A 19,386-nucleotide genomic window follows, 5' to 3' on the forward strand; every position below is an offset into this window, starting at 1 on the left:
AGATGTGTATAAGCGCCAGGGGGCCCTCCCCCGCATGGGGGCCCCTCCCGCGCATGGGGATCCCCCGCTCGAACGAAGTCGAACGGGGGAGTCGGTGACCGACGACAACGCCGCTGGGGGCACCCCTGCTCGAAGCCGCTCGGGGAGGGCGTGCCGACCCCGGCGCCTCCGGCATGACCCGCCGGACCGGCCCTGATCCGCCGGCCGCCTGCGCGACCGCCTCACCGGCGGTCGCGGCGAAGGCCGTCGTCAGCGGGCCGTGCCGCCGGCGAGCGCGGCGTCGGGGGCCGCCGCCTCGCTCTCCTCGATGCGGGCCGAGGCGAGCGGGATGGGCCGGAACATGGGCGGTTCCTCGTCCGGGAACAGCGCGGTGGGCCCGTACACCCAGTCGGTGAAGGCGTACTCGGCGGGGTCGACGCCCCGCATGATCGCGTTGCGCTGCAGCCGCTCCGTGCCGTCGAGGTGCCACAGCTCGCCCCAGGCGCGGGCGGTCGTCAGGATCCGGCGGCAGTGCTCGACGCGGACCGCCTCGTACGCGGCCAGTGCGGCGTCCCAGTCGACGGCCGACGGGGCGGCGCCCTCGGCGCGCAGCCGGGAGACGTGCCGGGCCAGGACCCAGCCGTCCTCGATGGCCATGATCGCGCCCTGGGCCATGTACTGCAGCGGCGGGTGGGCGGCGTCGCCGAGGAGGACGATGCGGCCGTGCACCCAGGTGTCGATCGGGTCGCGGTCCATCATCTGCCACCAGCGGTCCCGCCACATCAACGGGATGCCCTTGCCCACGGTCTCGCAGGCGCCCTCGAAGGCCGCGTCGAGTTCGTCGGGGGTGCCCCAGTCCTCCTGCCCGGCGAGGGCCTTGGGCGACTGGAACACGGCGACCTGGTTGAACATGTCGCCGCCGCGCAGCGCGTACTGGACGAAGTGGCAGCGGGGTCCGACGTAGACGGTGACGTCCTTCTCGGCGATGCCGTTGTCCCGGACCTGCTCGATCGGGACGGCCGCCCGGTAGGCCACGTAGTCGGAGCTGACCACGTCGTCGCCGATCAGCTTCTGCCGGGCCACGGAGCGCAGGCCGTCGGCGGCGATGACGAGCGGCGCCTCCTCGGTGTGGCCGTCGGCCAGGGTGATGCGGGCGCCACCGTCGGTGTTCTCGTAGTCGACGACCGTCTGGTCGGTGACCAGGTCCACGCCGGCCTCCCGGCAGGCCTTCAGGAAGAGGCCGTGCAGGTCGCTGCGGTGGATGACCATGTACGGGAAGCCGTAGCGGCGCTCGAGGTCGCCCAGGTCGAGGCGGACCAGCTCGCGGGAGTCGAGCGCGTCGCGCATGACCATGTTCTCGGGGACCACGCCGAGTTCCTTGGCCTCGTCGAGCAGGCCGTACTCGTCGAGGATGCGGGTGCAGTTGGGCGCGATCTGGAGGCCGGCGCCGACCTCTCCGAACTCCGGGGCTCGTTCGAGAACGCGGATGCGCAGCCCCTCCCGGGCGAGGGCGAAGGCGGTGCTGAGGCCACCGATGCCACCGCCGACGATGATGATGTCGGGTCGGCCTTCGGTGGGAGGGGTCGCTGGGGTCATCGTGATCTTCCTGTCTGAGCCGGTGGGGGGCCGGCCCGGTGGGTCAGAGCCAGGGGCCCAGGGTGGGTGCCGGGGCGCCGTCGGGGGCGGTGAGGGCGTGCCGACGCCCGGTGAGGTAGGCCGTGATCTCGGCGAGCGGGCCGGTGAGCACGGTCGGCTCGCCTTCGCCGGGAAGTTCCCGGACCTCTCCGGTGTCGGTCTCCGTCAGGCGCAGTGCCGGGCCGGGGGCCTTGGCGCGCTTGGCGATGACGTCGTCGCAGAGGGCGCCGAGGAAATCGGCCGGCAGGTCGGCGAAGGTGATGCCGGCGTCCAGGTCGACGGCGTGGACGCACACCTCGCGGGAGCGCATCCAGGGCAGCTCGGTGGCGGGCACCGTGCGGCCCTGTGCCGTCACGACCGGGTGCTGCCACTGGCCGTCGCCGAGTCCGGCCGTGGAAGCGGCCAGCTCGGCGGCGGAGCGGCGCAGCCACCCGGTCAGTTCGGCGGCCGGCATGCCGAGGCCGCGTTCGATGCCGGCGGCCCGTTCCTCGGGGGACGCGTACATCGGGGTCTCTTCGCCGGTCGCCGCCCAGTGCACGAGGTTGCCGAGGGCGTCCGCGTTGGCGGCGACGTGGGCGACGAGCTGACGGCGCTGCCAGCCGGGCAGGGCGCTGGGCGCGTCGTAGGCCTGGTCGTCGAAGTCGGCGGCGGCCTCGATCACCAGGTTCGTGCCGAGCTCCGCCCAGCGGCGGGCGTCGTCGAACGAGCGGGACATCAGGCCTGCTTCTCCTCGACGACCTTGTTCTCCAGGCGCCCGATGCCCTGGATCTCGGTGACCACGGTCTCGCCGCCGAGCAGGTAGCGGCCGGGCTTGCGGGCGTGACCGACGCCGCCGGGGGTGCCGGTGGCGATGATGTCGCCGGGGTTGAGGCGGATGATCGTGGAGACGTACTCGACCAGGGCGACCGGGTCGAAGAGCAGGTCACCGGTGTTGTCGGACTGCATGACCTCGCCGTCCACGGTGAGCTTGACGTCGAGCGCGGGGCGGACGCCGCCGGGCAGCTCGTCGGGGGTCACCAGGTACGGGCCGACGGGGGTGGTGGAGTCCCAGGTCTTGCCCTGGAGCCACTCGCGGGTGCGGAACTGCCAGTCGCGCGTGGTGATGTCGTTCAGCACGGTGAAGCCGGCGATGGCCTGCTCGGCCTGCTCGCCCTTGGCCCGGCGGACCTGCTTGCCGACGACGACGGCGAGTTCGACCTCCCAGTCGAACTGCTCGGTCTCCTCGGGGCGGACGATGTCGTCCGTCGCGCCGATCAGGGAGTCGGCGAACTTCGCGAACAGGGTGGGGTGTTCGGGCAGGTCCCGGCCCATCTCCTGGATGTGGTTGCGGTAGTTCAGGCCGACGCAGACGACCTTGGACGGCTGCGGGACCACGGGGGCGAGGTCGGCGCCCTCGGCGGGGTACGTCGTGGCGTCAGCGGCGGCGGGGGCGGCGGCGAGCTCCGCCCAGTCGTCCTGCGCGAGGAGGGTGCCCACGTCGGGGAACCCGAGGTCGACCAGGACGTCACCGTCGAGCCGGACGGCCTTCGTGGTGCCGTCGGTACGGAGGGTGGCGAGCTTCATGAGCGGGTGGTTCCTTCCACGTGGGTACGGTCGAGCCGGAGGGCTTCGAAGATCGGGGAGTCGCTGAACCGGAAGAGGTCCAGGGCGCCCGAGTCGGAGTCGGTGGAGCCGGCCTCGGAGCGCACGGAGAGCGGCTGCCAGGACGGGACGACGAACAGGTCGCCGCGGGTCACGGACCAGGAGGTGTCGCCGACGGTGACGGTGCCGGAGCCGTCGAAGACCTGGTAGACGGACGAGCCGGTCTCGCGCACCGGGGCGGTCTCGGCGCCGCGCACCACGCGGTGCACCTCGGCGCGGATGGTGGGCAGCACGTCGGTGCCGTTGGACGGGTCGGTGAACCGGACGGCGGCGTGGCCGGGCTCGACGGTGCCGCCGAAGCCCTCCTTCTCCAGCGCGAGCTGGTCGGTGAGCGCGCGGTCGGTGTGCTCCCAGCGGTACGCGAGGAGGGGCGTGCCGGGGGCGTCCGCGGTGGCGGCGACGGGGCGCAGCCCCGGGTGTCCCCAGAGGCGCTCGGAGCGGGACCGGTCGGGGGTGATCCGCTCGGCGTCGCTGATCTCGTCGCGGCCGAACTCGAAGAACTGGGACTCGCTGGTGTACTGGAACGGGATGTCCAGGCCGTCGATCCAGGCCATCGGCTGGGAGGTGGCGTTGTGGTGGGCGTGCATGTTCCAGCCGGCCTGCGGGAGGAAGTCACCGCGGCGCATGGCCACCGGGTCGCGGCCGACGACCGTCCAGACGCCCTCGCCCTCGACGACGAAGCGGAAGGCGTGCTGGGTGTGACGGTGCTCGGGGGCGTCCTCGCCGGGCATCAGGTACTGGATGGCCGCCCACAGGGTGGGCGTGGCGAAGGGCCGTCCGCCGAGGGCGGGGTTGGCCAGTGCGATGGCGCGCCGCTCGCCGCCCCGGCCGACCGGGACGATCTCGCCGGCCTGCGCGGCCAGTTCCCGCAGCTTCTCCCAGCGCCACAGGTGCGGGACGGCACGGGAGCGCGGGTGAGCCGGCATGAGGTCGCCGATCTCGGTCCACAGCGGGACGAGCAGCTCGCTCTCGAAGCCCCGGTACAGCTCCTCGAGCGCCGGGGTGACGTCGGGCTGGTCCGCGGCGCTGACGGCACTCAGGCGGACGGGGGAGCCCGTGGCAGAGGGTGTGCTGAATGAGGTAGTCACGCGAGCAGCATCCCCCTGTCCCATAGAACGAACATGTAAATTCTGGAGAGCAGAACCGTTGACGCCGGGAGGCTCGCCGTGGACAAGCCCCTCAAGACGCCGCCGCCGTATGCGATCACGAGCGTCGACCACGCGCTGCGGGCCGCGACGATGCTCCAGCTCGAGGGCGCGCTGACCGTCACCGAGGTCGCCGAGCGGCTCGGGGTCGCCCGGTCGACCGCGCACCGGCTGCTGGCCATGCTGGTCTACCGGGACTTCGCGGTACGCGACGAGCAGCGCGTGTACCACGCGGGTCCTGTGCTGGAGCTGGCGACGCACTCGCGCTCCCTGGTGTCACGGTTGCGGACGGCGGCCCTCCCCCATCTGCACCGGGTGGTGGACCTGCTGAACGAAACCACGAACCTCACCATCCGCACCGGGGACACGGCCAGGTTCATCGCGAGCGTGGAGTGCCACCAGGCGCTGCGGGTCGGTTCCCGCGAGGGGATGGTCTTCCCGGCCCACCGCACGACGGGGGGTCTGCTGCTGCTCGCCGAGCTGAGCGAGAAGGAACTGGCGGAGGTGTACGCGCCCGAGCGCTACCGTGACCGGCCGCAGGACCGCCCGGATCTCGACCGGCTGGCCAAGGAGCTGAAGGGTGTCCTCAAGGGCGGCTTCGCCGTGAACCGGAACCGCTCCGAGCGCGGCCTGGTGGCCGTCGGCGTCCCGGTCCGCGACCGCGAGGGCAGGACCCTGGCGGGCCTGTCGATCTCCATGCCCGGCATCCGCTACGACCCGCACGAGCTCCAGTCCCTGGTCGCCACCCTGCAAGCGGCGGCCCGAGCCCTGGGCACGGACCTGGCGACGATGACCTGAGCGGCCCGCGGCCCCGCGGCCGGTCCGTCCGTGGCGTGCGGGGGCGAACGGTCAGGGCTGGTCCGGTGCCGGTGCCTGCGCCTGCGCCTGCGTCGGTGACTGCGTCTGCGTCTGCGTCTGTGTCGGTGACTGTGCGGTGCCGTCGCTCAGGAGGCCCGTCCAGCTCTCCGCGAGGATGTCGATCATGGCTTCGCGGTCGGCCTTCCAGCGGCCGGGGGTCCAGTTGCGGGCGACGTGGTCGAGCTGGGCGATGACGAGGACGCCGCGCAGGTGGCGGCTGTCCGGTGCGAAGCGGCCGGCCCGGTGGAGGCCCTCCTCGACGTCGCTGACGGCCTCGTCCAGCCAGGCGTTCACCAGTCCGCGCAGATCCGGGTCGACCGCCGCCGCCTCGAACGCGGCCACCAGATGGGGCCGTACGGAGTCCCAGCGGCCGGAGATGTCGTACAGCCACTCGGTGATCGCCTCGCGGCTGCCGTCCTGGACGACCTCGACGAGCCGCCGGGCGGTGGAGCGGCGGGCGGGCGAGTCGACGCGCTCGAGCTTCTCGTTCAACTCGCCGATGAGCGCCCGCATCAGGTCGCTGCGGGACGGAAAGTACGCGTAGAAGGTCACCCGTGTGGTGCCCGCCGCGGCCGCGATGTCGTCCACGGTCGTCGCGGCGTAGCCCTTGGCGCGGAACAGGCCGAGCGCCGAGTCCAGCAGAAGCTGGCGGGTCATCCGCTTCTGCGCCTCGCGGAGGCCGGCCATGTCAGTGCCCCCGTCCCCGGGTGTCGGACGGGAGGGGCAGCGGGTCGGCGGTGGGGGCGGTCATGGCGCTCATCGTAGCGCCGGGCACCGCGCCCGACCTCGGAGTCCTCACTCCAGGATTATTTCCAATACATAGCGAACATTTCCTTGACGCAACGTAAAGCCAAGTGCCATTCTCGCCGTCACCGCGCTTGATCCGCGCCACTCCTACAGCCCGACCCGGCGCTCCTCCCCCCACTTCGGGCCACGTTCACCCGTGGCCGGACGGGCGTATCCACCGCTCCAGCTCCCCCGTCGCGGATGTGAGGCCGCAGCACTTTTCGGCCCATGGTTCAGAGAGGAACTCCCCGAGTGAGGTACTTCGTTGCGCGCCGGAGGCCGTTAGTGCGGCCGGAGCGGCCGCCCGCCGGCTGAACGTCGCCGGCCGTCCCGGGCCGTGGCCGCGACGCCACCGGGCCGGCCACCCGGCGACCGCGTGCTCCCGCCTCAGCGACGCCCCGCCTCACGGGCGTCGAGCAGCGTGCCGTGCTCGACGGCACCACCGACCGGTTCCCGGCGTTCCCCGCCCCCAGGGGAGCCGAACGAACCCACCCACCCGTTCGGCTCCCGGCGCACGTACTGCGCCCCGGAAGCCCGTCCGGGCCGTCCGACCCGGTTCCCCCACGCCCTGAACGGCGGCTCACCACCAAACCGGTATCGGCCACAAGGGGCCGAACCGTCTCACCATCCCAGTCAGGGAGAACGCAGTGACGCTCAACAACGGGACAACGACGTCCTCCGGCCCTTCCGCGGGGGCTGCCCGGAGACCGGGCTACGCGGGCACGCTTGCAGCCGCGAGCTGCGCGGTGTTCGTGGCCCAGCTGGCCAACGCCCTGCCGGCCTCTCTCAACGGCCTCTTCCAGCAGGACCTGGGCACCCACGGGTCCCAGCTGACCTGGATCACCGCGGCCTTCATGATCGCCGTGGTCGTCTTCGAGTTCACCTTCGGTGTCCTCGGCGACCTGTTCGGCCGCCGCCGGCTCATCGCCGCGGGTGCGGCGATGGTCGTCGTCGGCAGCATCGTCTCCTCCCTCGCGCCCAACGTGCAGACGCTGTGGGTCGGTGCCGCGCTGAACGGTCTCGGCGCCGGTGCCATGTTCCCCGGATCGCTCACCATGATCGCGGACGTGGCCCGCAGCGCCCGGGAACGGGCCCGCGCCATCGCGCTGTGGAGCGGCTTCCTGTCCGCCGGCGCGGCGGTCTCCCCGCTGATCGGCGGCGTCTTCGCCAAGATCGGGTCGTGGCGGGGCTCCTACCTGGTCCTCGTCGCGCTGGCCCTCGCGAGCGTGCTGCTCAGCCTGACCATGGCCAAGGAGTCGAAGGCCGCCGAGGGGCGCCGCCTCGACGTCCCCGGCCAGATCACCTTCGCGCTCGGTCTCATCCTGGTGCTGTACGCGGCCGTGGAGGGACCCGAGAAGGGCTGGGGCGAGCCGGACATCATCGGTGCGTTCGCCGTCGGCGCGTGCTTCCTGGTCGCCTTCGTCCTGATCGAGCGCCGGGCGGACTCCCCGATCCTCAACCTGACCCTGTTCAAGGACCGCGCCTTCACGGTGGGATCGATCGTCGCCGTCATCGGCATGATCGCCTTCCTCGGCGCCTGCTTCGCGACGAGCATGTGGCTCGGCCCCGTCCAGCACCAGGACCCGCTGCGCGTCGCCGTTCCGTTCCTGCTGCTGCAGGGACCGGCGTTCGTCCTGATCCCGGTCGTCTCCCGGTTGCTCCACAAGGTCGCCCCGAACTGGCTGCTGACCACGGGATTCCTCCTGATGGCCGTCGGTTCGTTCCTGTGCACCCGGCTGGACGTCACCGACACGAGCCTGACCCCCTTCATCCTGCCGACCCTGCTCATCGGTATCGGCTTCGCCCTGGGCGTCAGCTCGATCACGGCCGTCGCGCTGAACAGCGTGCCGGGCCGGCTGGCCGGCATGGCCAGCGCCACCACCAACATGCTGCGCGACCTCGGCTTCGCCCTGGGCCCGGTGGTCGTCGGCGCGGTCGCCCTCAGCCGTGCGGGTGACACCTTCTCCTCGAACCTGGCCGGCGCGGACCTGCCGCCCGACCAGCTGGGCGCCGCCACCGAGATCGGCCAGGCGGCCGGTCCGATCGCCATCAACAGCCTGCCGCCGGACGCCCCCGGCGCGGCCGCGCGGAGCATCGCCCTCGACGCCCTGGGCAGCGGCTACAGCCTCGCCTACATGGTGTGCGCCGTCGCCGCTCTCGTGGCCGCGATCGTGACCGTGGTGGGCATGGCCGGCGTCCGCGCTCCCCAGGCCCTGGACACGGAAAACACCGCCGGGAAGACCCCGGCCGGGCAGCCCCAGGCCCCGACCGCGGTCTGACCCGGCCGTCCGCACGCCCCGTCCCCACCACGAAGGCCCCGGCCCTCGGCGCACCATCGCCGAGGGCCGGGGCCTTCCGGCGTGTCAGCCCGCGACGACCGCCTCCGCCGCCGCGGTCCCGCACACGCGCGCCGCGCCGTGCGTGGCGACGTGCAGCGCGCCGCGCGGCGCGGACTGCGGTACGCCCATCTCCACGACCACGGTGTCCGGCCCGGCCGCGAGCAGGGTGTCCAGGGCCGTACGCATCCACGGGTGCCGGTGCTCGTCGCGGACCACGGCGACCACGCGCCGGCCGGCCGCGGCCTCGAGTGCCCGCGCACCGGCGTCGGGGCCGGTGAAGGAGCCGGTGGTGGTGCCCGGCAGCAGCCGCTCCAGTTCCGCGCCGACGCCCCAGGGGGTCTCGTCGCCGACGGCGATGTTGGCGGCGGGGTGGAAGGTGGCCACGTACACCGGCCCGGTGACCGGTGCGGCGGGCCCGGTGCGGGTCACGGTCACCGCGCGGCGGGCCGCCGTGAGGCCGATCTCCGGCTCGCGGTCGCCCTCGAGGGCCGGGGAGCGCCGCATCCCGGCGGTCCAGTCGGCCAGGGCGCGGACCCGGGCGGCGGCGTCGGCGAGCCGTTCCTCGGGGAGTTCGCCCGAGCGGACGGCGGCGACGAGCGCGTCCGTCAGACCCTGCACGGTGTCCTCGTCGCACAGCCCGCCGCCCACGCAGATCGCGTCGGCGCCGGCCGCGATGGCCAGGACGACTCCGTGTTCGAGGCCGTAGGTGCCGGAGATGGCACGCATCTCCATGCCGTCGGTGACGATCAGCCCCTGGTAGCCGAGTTCGCCGCGCAGCAGACCGGTGAGGATGCGGCGGGAGAGGGTGGCGGGGCGGTCCGGGTCGAGGACCGGGACCCTGATGTGGGCGCTCATGACGGCGCGGGTGCCGGCCGCGATCGCCGCCCGGAACGGCTGGAGTTCGCGTTCGTTCAGGGTGGTGGCGTCGAGGTCGATGTGCGGGACGGCGTGGTGGGAGTCGACGCTGGTGTCGCCGTGGCCGGGGAAGTGCTTGGTGCAGGCGGCGACGCCGGTGGACTGCAGGCCCTCCACGTAGGCGGCGGTGTGCCGGGCGACCAGGCCGGTGTCGCGGCCGAAGGAGCGGACGCCGATGACCGGGTTGTCCGGGTTGGCGTTGACGTCGGCGGAGGGCGCCCAGTTGAAGTTGACGCCGCACTCGGCGAGCCGGCGGCCCAGTTCGCGGGCGACGCCGCGGGTGAGGGCGGTGTCGTCGACGGCGCCGAGGGCGTGGTTGCCGGGGAAGGAGGAGCCGGTGCGGACCTCCAGCCGGGTGACGTCGCCGCTCTCCTCGTCGATGGCCACGAGCAGGTCGTCCCGCTCGGCGCGCAGTTGCGCGGTGAGGGCGGTGACCTGTTCGGCGGTGGCGACGTTGCGTCCGAAGAGGGCGACGGAGGCGAGTCCCTCGGAGAGCCGGCGGCGCACCCAGTCGGGCGCGGTGGTGCCGGCGAATCCCGGCTGGAGCACGGCCAGGGCGTCGCGGGTGAGGGTGTCGGTGCCGGTGGTGGATGTCGTCATCGGGTGGCGTTATCCCTTCACTGCGCCCGCGGTCAGGCCGCTGACGGCCTTGCGCTGCAGGAAGACGAAGAGGATCAGGATGGGGACGGCGAAGAGCGACGAGGCGGCCATGGTCGCGCCCCAGTCGTTGCCGAACTGGGTCTGGAAGCTGGACAGCCACAGCGGCAGGGTCTGTGCACCCCCGGCTTCCTTGCTGAGCACCAGGACGAGGGGGAACTCGTTCCACGCGGTGATGAAGCCGAACATGGAGGTGGACATCAGACCCGGCGCGAGCAGCGGCAGGATGACCCGGCGGAACGCCTGGGCGCGGGTGCAGCCGTCGACCATCGCCGACTCCTCCAGCTCCTTCGGCACGGCGGCGACGAAGCCCCGCAGCGTCAGGATGGTGAAAGGGAGGATCATCATCATGTAGAAGGCCGTGAGCGGCACCAGGCTGTTCAGCATCGAACCGTCCCGCACGATCATGTAGATCGCGATGACCATGACCTCCCAGGGCGCCATCTGGGCCAGCATGAAGCCGATGACGAAGCCGCGCCGCCCCTTGAACCGCATGCGCGCCAGGGCGAAGGAGCCGGCCAGCGCGATGATCAGCGAGAAGAGAACGGCCAGGCAGGTGACGGTCAGCGAGTTGCGGACGTACGTCCAGAAGTGGTCGGCGTCGGTCGCGGTCCTGAAGTGCTCGAACGTGACGTCGGTCGGGAACCAGACGGGGGTCTCCGAGATGATGTCGCCGGTCGGTTTGAACGCCGTGGAGAACATCCAGTACACGGGGAAGACGCAGACGATGAACAGGACGACGGCCGTGACGTTGGGCCACAGGCGGCCGAAGAGCGAGCGCTTCACAGCTCGTCCTCCTCTTGCTTGAGCACGATCCTGAGGTAGTAGGCGGTCAGGCCGAGCATGATCAGGATGGTCAGGACGGCGATCGCCGCGCCCATGCCGTAGTGCTGGTTTCCGACACCCTCGACGTAGGCGTAGACGGGCAGGATCTCGGTGAGCCGGTCGGGGCCGCCGCCGTTGAAGGTGAAGACCTGGACGAACGCCTTGAAGATCCAGATGATCTCCAGGAACGTCGTGGCGTAGAGGAACGGCCGCAGGAACGGCAGCGTGACCGCGGTGAAGCTGCGCCAGCCCCCGGCGCCGTCGAGGGAGGCGGCCTCGTACAGTTCGCCGGGAATGATGGTGGTCGCCGCGTAGAGGTTGATCGCGACGAACGGGACGGACATCCAGACGATCAGCAGGGTGACGACGAAGAACGTCGACATCTGGCTGCTGGTCCAGCTGTAGTCCGCCATGGAGTGCCAGCCGAGCCTGTCCAGGACCCAGTTGACGACGCCGAAGCGCTGGGCGAACAGCCACTGGTAGACGGTGGTGGCGGCCACCACGGGCATGGCCCAGGCCAGCACCAGGCCGATCATCAGGGTGAACCGCATCCGCTTGCCGAGGCGGGCGAGCAGGAGACCGGTCAGCGCGCCCAGGACCATGGTCAGGACGACGTTGACCGCCGTGAACAGGATGGAGCGGAGGGTGACCCGCCAGAAGTCCTCGCCGGTGAGGACCTCCTTGTAGTTGTCGATGCCGTTCCACTCGGTGACGTGCTGGATCAGCTGCGCCATGTTGAGGTTCTGGAACGACAGCAGTACGTCCTTCAGCAGCGGCCAGCCGAGCAGCAGCACGGTGACCACGCAGGCGGGCAGCAGCAACAGGTACGGGGCGAGCGCGCCGGCACGCGACGCGGCTCGGGGTTTCGGCCTGCCGGGTCCCCCGTCGCCCGTCTTGCGGACGCCCGCCGGCCCGGAGGGCGGCCGTTCGGTCTGCACGGTCATGCTCGCGCTCTCTCTTCTCGACGTACTCAACGCCGGGGCGGGGCCGCCGTGTGGCCGGCCCCGCGCTCCGGTCCGTGCGCTCGCGCGCCTACTGCTCCTGCGCCAGGCGCTTGTTGAACTCGCCCTCGACCTGCGCGGCGGCCTCGGCCGGGGACTTGCCGTTGAGCACGGCCGTCATGTACGTCTTGATCGGGTTGGGCGCGTTCTCGACCGCGGCCCACTCCGGGATCAGCGGGGTGGTGCCACCGACGGCGGCGGCCGGTGCGGCGGCCTCGGCGGGGGCGTTGCCCTTCAGGTTGCTCTGCAGCGACTCCTTGTTGGGGATGACGCCGTTGGCCTTGGCCAGCCCGCCCTCGAACTTGTCGGACAGGGCGAGCTTCAGGAACTCCTGGGCGAGGTCCTGCTTCTTGCTGCCCGCGGCGACGGCGAGGTTGGAGCCGCCGAGGAAGACGCCCTCGGGCTGCCCGGCCGTGTCGCCCGGGATCGTGAAGTAGCCGATGTCCTTTTCGATCTTCGGGTTGGCCTCGATGGCGATGCCGGCTTCCCAGCCCATGCCGATGAAGGCACCGACGTTGCCCTTGGCGAAGACCTCGCCCTGCTGCGGGGTGGCCTCGTCCTTGTCCTTGGGCGCCTTGGACAGCGCCTGGAACTTCTTGTACGTCTCCATGGCGGCGGCGACCTTCGGGTCGTCGAGGTTGGAGACGTGCTTGTCTCCGTCCTTCTTGACCAGTTCGCCGCCCTCGCCGATGACGAGTCCGACGAAGTGGTACCAGTTCTGGCCGGGCAGGTAGATCGGCTCCGCGTCGGTCTTGTCACCGATCGTCTTGAGCGCGTCGTGGAACTCGTCACGGGTCTTGGGCGTGTCCTTGAGGCCCGCGTCGGCCCAGACCTTCTTGTTGTAGAGGACCACGCGGTTGGCGAAGTACCACGGCGCCGCGTACTGCTTGCCCTCGAAGACGGACGACTCGTTGAGGGACTCGGTCCAGTCCGCGCCGATGGACGACTTCAGCTCGGTGAGGTCGGCGAGGCCGCCGGTCTTGGCGTAGGCCGGGGTCTGCGTGTTGCCGACCTCGAAGACGTCGGGCGGGTTCTCCTCGGACAGGGAGGTGGTCAGCTTCTGCTGGATGCCGTTCCACTGCTGGACCTCGAACTTGACCTTCGCCTTGGTCTTGGTCTCGAACTCCGCGGCGAGGTCCTTCTGCCACTCGTCGGGCGAGGAGCCGTCCATCACCCATACGGTGAGCGTCTGGCCCTCGTAGCCGTCCGCCCCGGTGCTCTTGCCGTCTCCGTCGTCTCCCCCGCACGCGGCGACGGAGAACAACATGCCCGCGACCCCGATCGCGGCTATCAGCTTGCGCTTCACGCGCCACCCCTCCTCAGGAATGCCTTCCACACCCACGCCCTCGGCGGTGACCCTCGCAATGGCGCGGCACGCGGCGTGCTGGGACCCGGCTTCCTCTAAATGGTTTAGACCAGCAAGGGGGAGCTTGGCCTAGACCTATAGCCCTGTCAAGGGTCGCGCAGCCAATCGCCCGGGCCGTTTCCAGCGCCCCCTCCGGGGCCTGCAACTCCCCCCAAACAGGGACGTGTCGAGGGTTGGACTAGACCAAAAGAGGGTGTGCGGTTATAACGGGACCGCCGAGCGTGCGGCGCCGAACCCGGCCGCCCGCCGACGTGCACCGCGGCCGGCGCCTGCCGTCCGCACCGCCGGACCCCGCAGCCGGAAGGCAGGTCATGAGCACGGACCTCAGCAGCGCCCGGGCCGACACGGGGGCACCGGACCCCACCGGCCGCGTCCCGAAGTACTACCGCATCAAACAGCGCTTACTGGGCATGACCGAAGCGCGCCCGCCGGGCTCGGCGATGCCGGCCGAGCGCTTCCTCGCCCTCGAGTTCCGCACCTCGCGCACCACCGTCCGCAAGGCCCTCCAGGAGCTGGTGAGCGAGGGCCGGCTGGTCCGCATCCAGGGCAAGGGCACCTTCGTCGCCCGCCCGAAGATCTACCGGACCCTCCAACTGACCTCGTACACCGAGGACATGCGCAACCAGGGCCTCACCCCCGCCTCCCAGGTCCTGAACATCGACTACATGGCGGCCGGCGAGGAACTGGCGGCCCTGCTCGAGGTGGAGCGGGGCGAGAGGGTGCTGCGCGTCGAGCGGCTGCGACTGGCCGGGGGCGAGCCCATGGCGATCGAGGCGACCCATCTGTCCACCCGCCGCTTCCCCGGCCTGCGCCGGAACCTGGCCCGCCGCACCTCGCTCTACACGACACTCACCGAGGTGTACGGCGTACGTCTGGCGGAGGCCGACGAGACCATCGAGACCTCGCCCGCCACACCGCGGGAGGCCGGACTGCTGCACACGGACGTGGGCCTGCCGATGCTGCTGCTGTCCCGCCACTCGCGGGACGAGACGGGGACGCCGGTCGAGTGGGTCCGCGCGGTGTACCGCGGCTCGCGGTACCGGTTCACCGCGACCCTGAAGCCGCCCGCACCTTGACGCCGTCCACACCTCGACACCGTCCGCACCTCTACGTCGACGGGACCCTCTTGACATGCCCGCGTTCAAGTGCTCTTGACACGCCTCATTGGTCCAGGCCAATATCCAACGCACCGATCAGTCCGGGCCATCGAGCCTGAACCCGTCGCATCGGGCGCCATCCCGCGCCGCGACCCTCCTCCCCCTTCCCTTTCCGTCACGCGCACCACTCCGCCCGGAGGTTCCGCATGGCCGACCACGGTCGCATCAGCGGTCACCCACGCCTGCTGCGGCTGGCGCACTCCGTGCTCCAACCGGGCTTCACCGGCTCCGCCGTGCCGGACTGGGTGCGCCGCCGGATCTCCGAAGGGCTCGCCTCCGTCGTCCTGTTCGGCCGCAACATCCACGGCCCCGAGCAGGTGGCAGCGCTCACCTCCGCGCTGCACGCCGAGAATCCCGACCTCGTCATCGCCCTCGACGAGGAGGCGGGCGACGCCACCCGCCCCGGCGCCCGCACCGAGGCGTTCCGGCCGGGAAACCGCGCGCTGGGCACCCTCGACGACATCGATGTCACCGAGCGGGTCGCCCACGGCGTCGGGCGGGACCTGCACGCGCTCGGCATCACCCTGAGCTACACGCCGAGCGCCGACGTCGACCCCGATCCGCACCACCCGGTGATCGGGGTCCACTCCTTCGGCGCACGCACCGACGTGGTCTCCCGGCACGCCGCCGCGTGGGTACGGGGCCTGCAGTCGGCGGGGGTCGCCGCCTGCGCCAAGCACTTCCCGGGCCACGGCGACACCGTTGTCAGCCGCCGTCTCGGGCTGCCGCAGGTGCCGGCGCGGGCCGGGACCGTGGCCCTGACCGCGCTGCCGCCGTTCATCGCCGCGATGGACGCGGGCGTGCGGGCCGTCATGACCGGCCACCTGCTGGTCCCTGCCTACGACGACCGCCGGCCGGCGACCCTGAGCCGCGCCGTCACCCAGGACCTGCTGCGCGGCGAACTCGGCTTCACCGGTCTGGTCGTGACCGACGCCGTCGAGATGGGCGCCGTGGCCGACCGCTACGGCGTGGCCGGCGCCACCGTCCGGGCCGTCGCCGCGGGGGCCGACGCGGTCTGCGTCGGCGGCGGGCACGCGCACGCGGACGAACGGACCGCGGCCCGGCTCGCCGACGCCCTGGTCCGCGCCGTACGGGACGGGCGCCTGCCGGAGGAACGGCTCACCGAAGCCGCTTCCCGCGTACAGGAGTTCGCCCGCTGGTCGGGCGGACTGCGGCGGGACGCGGCCCACTCCGACAACAGGGCCGGGGCCGACAGCGACCCGGCGGCGGTCCGGCGCGCCGCGGTCCGCGACACCTGACCGGTTCACCTCACCCCGACCTCCGCCCTTCTCCTCCTCCATGCCCCGGTCGCGCGCGCAGACGCCGACGCGGCCGGGTCCTGTCCTCCTGCCCGAATGCGCCTGACCGCCCGCTCCCGCACCTCTGCCCGATCCCGCACCGCCGCACCGCCGCACCGCCGCACCGCCGCACCGCCGCACCGCCGCACCGCCGACCCAGGATCTCCGGAGTGACCGCATGACGACGCACCACAGCCCGACGCACCACCGCTTCTTACACCGCGCCGCCTCCCAGCGCCCGTACTTCAGTGCCGACGGCGAGACCTACCTCGCCGGGACCCAGCTGCGGCACCTCACCAAGTCCCGACCCTTGCGAGTGCTCTCCGAGGAGGAGTTCGCCTCCTGGCAGACGTACGGCTACGTGGTGGTCCGGGAGGCGATATCCCCGGACGCGGCCAAGCTGCTACTGGAGTTCGCCTGGGACTTCCAGGGCCTCGACCCGCAGCGCCCCGAGACCTGGTACGAGGAGCGCACCTTCCGCTCGGACCTCGACCGGGACCTGTACGTCTACGGCTTCGTCGAGGCCTACCACCACCAACTGCTCTGGGACAGCAGGCAGTCTCGGCGCGTCTACGACGCCTTCGCCGACGTGTGGGACTGCGAGGAGCTCTGGGTCACCCTGGACCGCCTCAATCTCAACCCGCCCAACGTGAGGAACCGTTCCCGGTCGTTCATCGAGCCGACGGACGAGGGCTTCGACATCGAGCTGCACTGGGACGTCGACACCACGGCCAGTGTGCCGCCGCAGCGGGTGCAGGGCATCGTCGCGCTCACGGACACGGAGCCGGACCAGGGCGGTTTCCAGTGCTCGCCCGAGCTCTTCCACCGTTTCGAGGAGTGGAAGGTGGGCCGGCCCGCCGACCGCGACCCGATCCGGCCCGGTGTCGACCGGGCCGAGTTCCCGGTGATCCGGCCTCAGCTCGACGCCGGTGACCTGCTGATCTTCAACGGCATGCTGGCGCACGGCGTGGCGCCCAACACGTCCGCCGACGGGGTGCGGGCGGTGCAGTACCTGTCGATGATGCCGGCTCTGGAGGAGCACGAGGAGCTGCGCCGGTCCCGGATCGAGTCCTGGCGCACGCTCGGCACGCCGGACTGGAACGCGACCCTGCTCGGCGACGCGACCCGGCACGAGTCCGAGCGGTACGGCACCGCTGAACTCGACGGCCTGGGGCGGAGACTGCTGGGCCTGGACTCCTGGCACGAGCACGGTGACCGTCCCGGGCGGACGCGATGACCGGGCTGTCCGACGTGCCCCGCCGGCACAGGGTCGGCCTGACGCTCCCGACGGACCGGGCGTGTTCGGCGACCATCTCCGCCGTCGCCGCCGAAGCGGCTTACGGCGCACGGGGGTTCGGGGTCGAGGTGCACCTGCTGATCCTCGACTCCTCCGACGCTCCGACCGTGTCGGCGCACGCCCGCACCGTCGCCGGACTGCCCGTGGTACCGGGTGTCGTGGTGCACCACCTCGACGAGCAGGCCCAACGGGCCTTCCTGCGGGCCGTGATCGAGCGCACCGCGCTGCCGGAGCCGGACCGCCTGCTCGGCCTCCTGCTCCCGGACGGCGTCTCGTACGGCGCCTGCACCGACCGGGCGTTCCTCGTCGCGGCCGCTCTGGGGTGCCGTTCGGTGCACCGCCGGGACTCCGACAGCCGCTACCAGGTGTGGGAGGGCGAGCCCGTCTTCCCGATCCATCACGAGCTGGCGTCCCTCGGCAGGCGGGCCGCCGACGCGTCCGCCGGAGTGTCGGAGGTGAACCTCGACCCGTCGCTCGCCCATCGGCCGGTGGCGATGGTGGGCGCGTCCTTCATCGGGGAACTCTCCGTCGACCTCGGCGGCATCCGGGAACTCGACAAGGACGCGTACGACACGGTCGTGGGCCTGTGGGCCCCGGCCGAGTGGTCCGAGGAGGAGCGGGCGGGCCTGGCCGAGGAGTCCTTCAAGGGCGCCGGGCTGCTTCCCTTCCGGGGCGACCACGCGACGCTGACCCTGGTCGACCCCATGCGGGTGGACATGTGCAACATCGCCTTCCACCGGGACGTGTACGAGCGGCTGCCGCTGCCGCCCGCGACCGACACCATCGGCAGCGACTACTTCCTCATCCACGCCGTGCACGACGCCACCCTGCCCGGTGTCCTGCACAACCGGGACATCGAGAACTTCTACACCGGGGAGCGCCGTACGCATGCCGGATTCATGGCGTACCAGCGGCGGTTCGTGAAGTTCCTGCTGTCGATGCTCCACTTCCACTTCGTCTACGCCGGCATGAGAGAGGTCGGCCCCGCGCTCCTCGACGACGGGCAGCGGCTCGATGCGGCTCCGGTCCGCGCCCTGCTGACGCAGAGCCTGCGGCAGGGCCGCGCCGAGAACGAGCGCCGGCTGGACGTCGTCCAGCGGACCTACCGGCAACTGGGCGGAAGATACGCCGAGTTCTCCGAACGGGTGGCCGCGGACCGGGAACGGCTGCTGGCGGAGGCGGGGCGGGACATCGAGGACTTCGTCCTGCTGATCGACGGCTGGGCCGCGCTGGTGGACGCGAGCCGGGCGACGGACGTCCGGAGCCCGGCCCGCCCCGGCGGCACCGCCCGGTCCCGGAGCGCGGTCCGGTGAATCCGGCGCTGCGTGCCGCGCTCGCGGCTGCCCCGGACGACCGGATCTTCCATGACCTGGACGGCATCGCCGCCCGGTTCGACGCGCTGACCGGGGAGTTGCCCGGCGTCGGCGTCCGGTTCGCCATGAAGGCGTGTCCCGTGGACGAAGTGCTGGCGTGCCTGGCCGGCCGGGGTGCCGGGTTCGACGCGGCGAGCCCCCGGGAGATCGTCCAAGCCCTCACCACGGGCGCGCCCGTGGACCGGATCCACTACGGCAACACCGTCAAGTCCGACGAGCACATCGCCCAGGCCCACCGGCTCGGCGTACGGGACTTCGCCACCGACAGCCCGGAGGACGTGGCGGCGCTGGCCGTACACGCCCCCGGCTCCCGGGTGTTCTGCCGACTGGCGACCACGGGCCAGGGGGCGTTGTGGGGGCTGAGCCGGAAGTTCGGCTGCTCGGCGGACGACGCCGTACGCGTACTGGAGTCGGCGCGGGATGCGGGTCTGGTGCCCGCCGGGCTGTCGGTGCACGTCGGGTCGCAGCAAATGACCACCGAGGCCTGGCAGCAGGCGTTCGCGACACTGGGCGAGGTCCTGACGGCACTGCACGCGCGCGGGATCGCGCCCGATCACGTCAACCTCGGCGGCGGCCTGCCCGCGCTCGGATACACGGACCGGCGGGGAGACCGGCTGGAACCCCCGCTGGACAAGATCTTCGCCGTGCTGCGCGAGGGCATGGAACGCCTCCGCGAACTCGCCCCGGGCCCGCTGGACTTCCTGGTCGAGCCGGGACGCCATCTGGTCGCCGACCACGGTGCCGTCAGGGCGCACGTCTCCCGGCTCACCTCGCGCCGGCAGCCGGACGGGGAACGCGCGTACTGGCTCTACCTGAGCTGCGGGAAGTTCAACGGCCTCTACGAGATGGACGAGTTGCAGTATCCGCTCGTCTTCCCGACCCACCCGGCCGACGCCGACCTGGTCCCCGCCGTCGTCGCGGGCCCCACCTGCGACGGCGACGACTCCTACGCACCCGAGCACCGCCGCGTCCTCGTGCCGAAGGCACTCGCTTCGGGCGACCCGGTCTGGGTGCTGTCCAGCGGCGCCTACGCCACCAGCTACATGACCCGCGGCTTCAACGGCTTCGCCCCGCTCCCCCACAGTTGCGTGGGCAGTGGCGGTGGCGGTGGCGG

15 protein-coding genes and 1 pseudogene are annotated in these 19,386 nt (G+C 71.9%); 7 read left to right on the plus strand and 9 right to left on the minus strand.

What is annotated here, in order from left to right; translation table 11 throughout:
* Nucleotides 1–249 precede the first annotated feature (249 nt).
* Genes AOK11_RS10025 through AOK11_RS10040 form a run of 4 tightly spaced genes read right to left on the minus strand, consistent with a single transcriptional unit; the run spans nt 250 to nt 4,343 of the window.
* On the minus strand, nt 250–1,575 hold the full coding sequence (locus tag AOK11_RS10025) for an FAD-dependent oxidoreductase (RefSeq protein ID WP_206188811.1): 1,326 nt from the start codon (nt 1,573–1,575) through the stop codon (nt 250–252).
* Between the two features lie 43 nt (nt 1,576–1,618).
* On the minus strand, nt 1,619–2,329 hold the full coding sequence (locus AOK11_RS10030; RefSeq protein ID WP_055593308.1) for a maleylpyruvate isomerase family mycothiol-dependent enzyme: 711 nt from the start codon (nt 2,327–2,329) through the stop codon (nt 1,619–1,621).
* Nucleotides 2,329–3,177, minus strand: coding sequence for a fumarylacetoacetate hydrolase family protein (locus AOK11_RS10035; RefSeq protein WP_055593309.1), 849 nt, complete (start codon nt 3,175–3,177; stop codon nt 2,329–2,331). The genes AOK11_RS10030 and AOK11_RS10035 overlap by 1 nt, the downstream gene beginning before the upstream one ends.
* Nucleotides 3,174–4,343 carry a cupin domain-containing protein gene (locus AOK11_RS10040; RefSeq protein ID WP_240497281.1) on the minus strand — a complete coding sequence of 390 codons (1,170 nt, stop codon included), beginning with the start codon at nt 4,341–4,343 and terminating at the stop codon, nt 3,174–3,176. The genes AOK11_RS10035 and AOK11_RS10040 overlap by 4 nt, the downstream gene beginning before the upstream one ends.
* A 78-nt stretch (nt 4,344–4,421) precedes the next feature.
* On the opposite strand from AOK11_RS10040, the gene AOK11_RS10045 reads away from it, so the two are divergent.
* Nucleotides 4,422–5,198, plus strand: a complete 777-nt coding sequence (locus AOK11_RS10045) for an IclR family transcriptional regulator (protein WP_055593311.1) — start codon at nt 4,422–4,424, stop codon at nt 5,196–5,198.
* Nucleotides 5,199–5,249: 51 nt separating this feature from the next.
* Here AOK11_RS10045 and AOK11_RS10050 read toward each other — a convergent pair whose 3' ends face one another.
* The gene (locus AOK11_RS10050; RefSeq protein WP_063793449.1) at nt 5,250–5,945 is read right to left on the minus strand and encodes a TetR/AcrR family transcriptional regulator; all 696 of its coding nucleotides are present in this window, start codon (nt 5,943–5,945) and stop codon (nt 5,250–5,252) included.
* Nucleotides 5,946–6,691: 746 nt separating this feature from the next.
* Between AOK11_RS10050 and AOK11_RS10055 the strand changes: the two genes are divergently transcribed.
* Complete coding sequence (locus AOK11_RS10055) at nt 6,692–8,323, plus strand: MFS transporter (protein WP_055593312.1); 1,632 nt, start codon at nt 6,692–6,694, stop codon at nt 8,321–8,323.
* A gap of 84 nt (nt 8,324–8,407) precedes the next feature.
* On the opposite strand, the gene AOK11_RS10060 is transcribed toward AOK11_RS10055, so the two are convergent.
* The 4 genes from AOK11_RS10060 to AOK11_RS10075 all read right to left on the minus strand — a co-directional run bounded on the left by AOK11_RS10060 (nt 8,408) and on the right by AOK11_RS10075 (nt 13,087).
* Entirely contained in the window at nt 8,408–9,898 is a 1,491-nt protein-coding gene (locus tag AOK11_RS10060; RefSeq protein ID WP_055593313.1) for a glycoside hydrolase family 3 protein, read from the minus strand.
* A gap of 9 nt (nt 9,899–9,907) precedes the next feature.
* Entirely contained in the window at nt 9,908–10,741 is an 834-nt protein-coding gene (locus AOK11_RS10065) for a carbohydrate ABC transporter permease (RefSeq protein WP_055593314.1), read from the minus strand.
* A complete protein-coding gene (locus AOK11_RS10070) occupies nt 10,738–11,724 on the minus strand; it encodes a carbohydrate ABC transporter permease (RefSeq protein WP_055593315.1) in 987 nt (328 codons plus the stop codon). Before AOK11_RS10070 ends, AOK11_RS10065 begins: the two co-directional genes overlap by 4 nt.
* Before the next feature lie 88 nt (nt 11,725–11,812).
* The gene (locus AOK11_RS10075; protein WP_055593316.1) at nt 11,813–13,087 is read right to left on the minus strand and encodes an extracellular solute-binding protein; all 1,275 of its coding nucleotides are present in this window, start codon (nt 13,085–13,087) and stop codon (nt 11,813–11,815) included.
* Nucleotides 13,088–13,458: 371 nt separating this feature from the next.
* Here AOK11_RS10075 and AOK11_RS10080 point away from each other — a divergent pair, with 371 nt between their 5' ends.
* The 5 genes and pseudogenes from AOK11_RS10080 to AOK11_RS10100 form a co-directional block, all read left to right on the plus strand.
* Complete coding sequence (locus tag AOK11_RS10080) at nt 13,459–14,223, plus strand: GntR family transcriptional regulator (protein WP_055593317.1); 765 nt, start codon at nt 13,459–13,461, stop codon at nt 14,221–14,223.
* A gap of 227 nt (nt 14,224–14,450) precedes the next feature.
* A pseudogene (locus AOK11_RS10085) lies at nt 14,451–15,545 on the plus strand (glycoside hydrolase family 3 protein); the annotation flags it as partial.
* Nucleotides 15,546–15,780: 235 nt separating this feature from the next.
* Complete coding sequence (locus AOK11_RS10090; protein ID WP_055593319.1) at nt 15,781–16,839, plus strand: phytanoyl-CoA dioxygenase family protein; 1,059 nt, start codon at nt 15,781–15,783, stop codon at nt 16,837–16,839.
* The gene (locus AOK11_RS10095) at nt 16,836–18,212 is read left to right on the plus strand and encodes a DUF6271 family protein (RefSeq protein WP_055593320.1); all 1,377 of its coding nucleotides are present in this window, start codon (nt 16,836–16,838) and stop codon (nt 18,210–18,212) included. The genes AOK11_RS10090 and AOK11_RS10095 overlap by 4 nt, the downstream gene beginning before the upstream one ends.
* Nucleotides 18,209–19,386, plus strand: a 1,178-nt coding sequence (locus tag AOK11_RS10100; RefSeq protein WP_055593321.1) for a type III PLP-dependent enzyme, incomplete at its 3' end; no start/stop codon positions are given. The genes AOK11_RS10095 and AOK11_RS10100, both read left to right, overlap by 4 nt.

This window comes from Streptomyces hirsutus, from assembly GCF_001418415.1.
GTDB classification, from domain to species: domain Bacteria; phylum Actinomycetota; class Actinomycetes; order Streptomycetales; family Streptomycetaceae; genus Streptomyces; species Streptomyces hirsutus.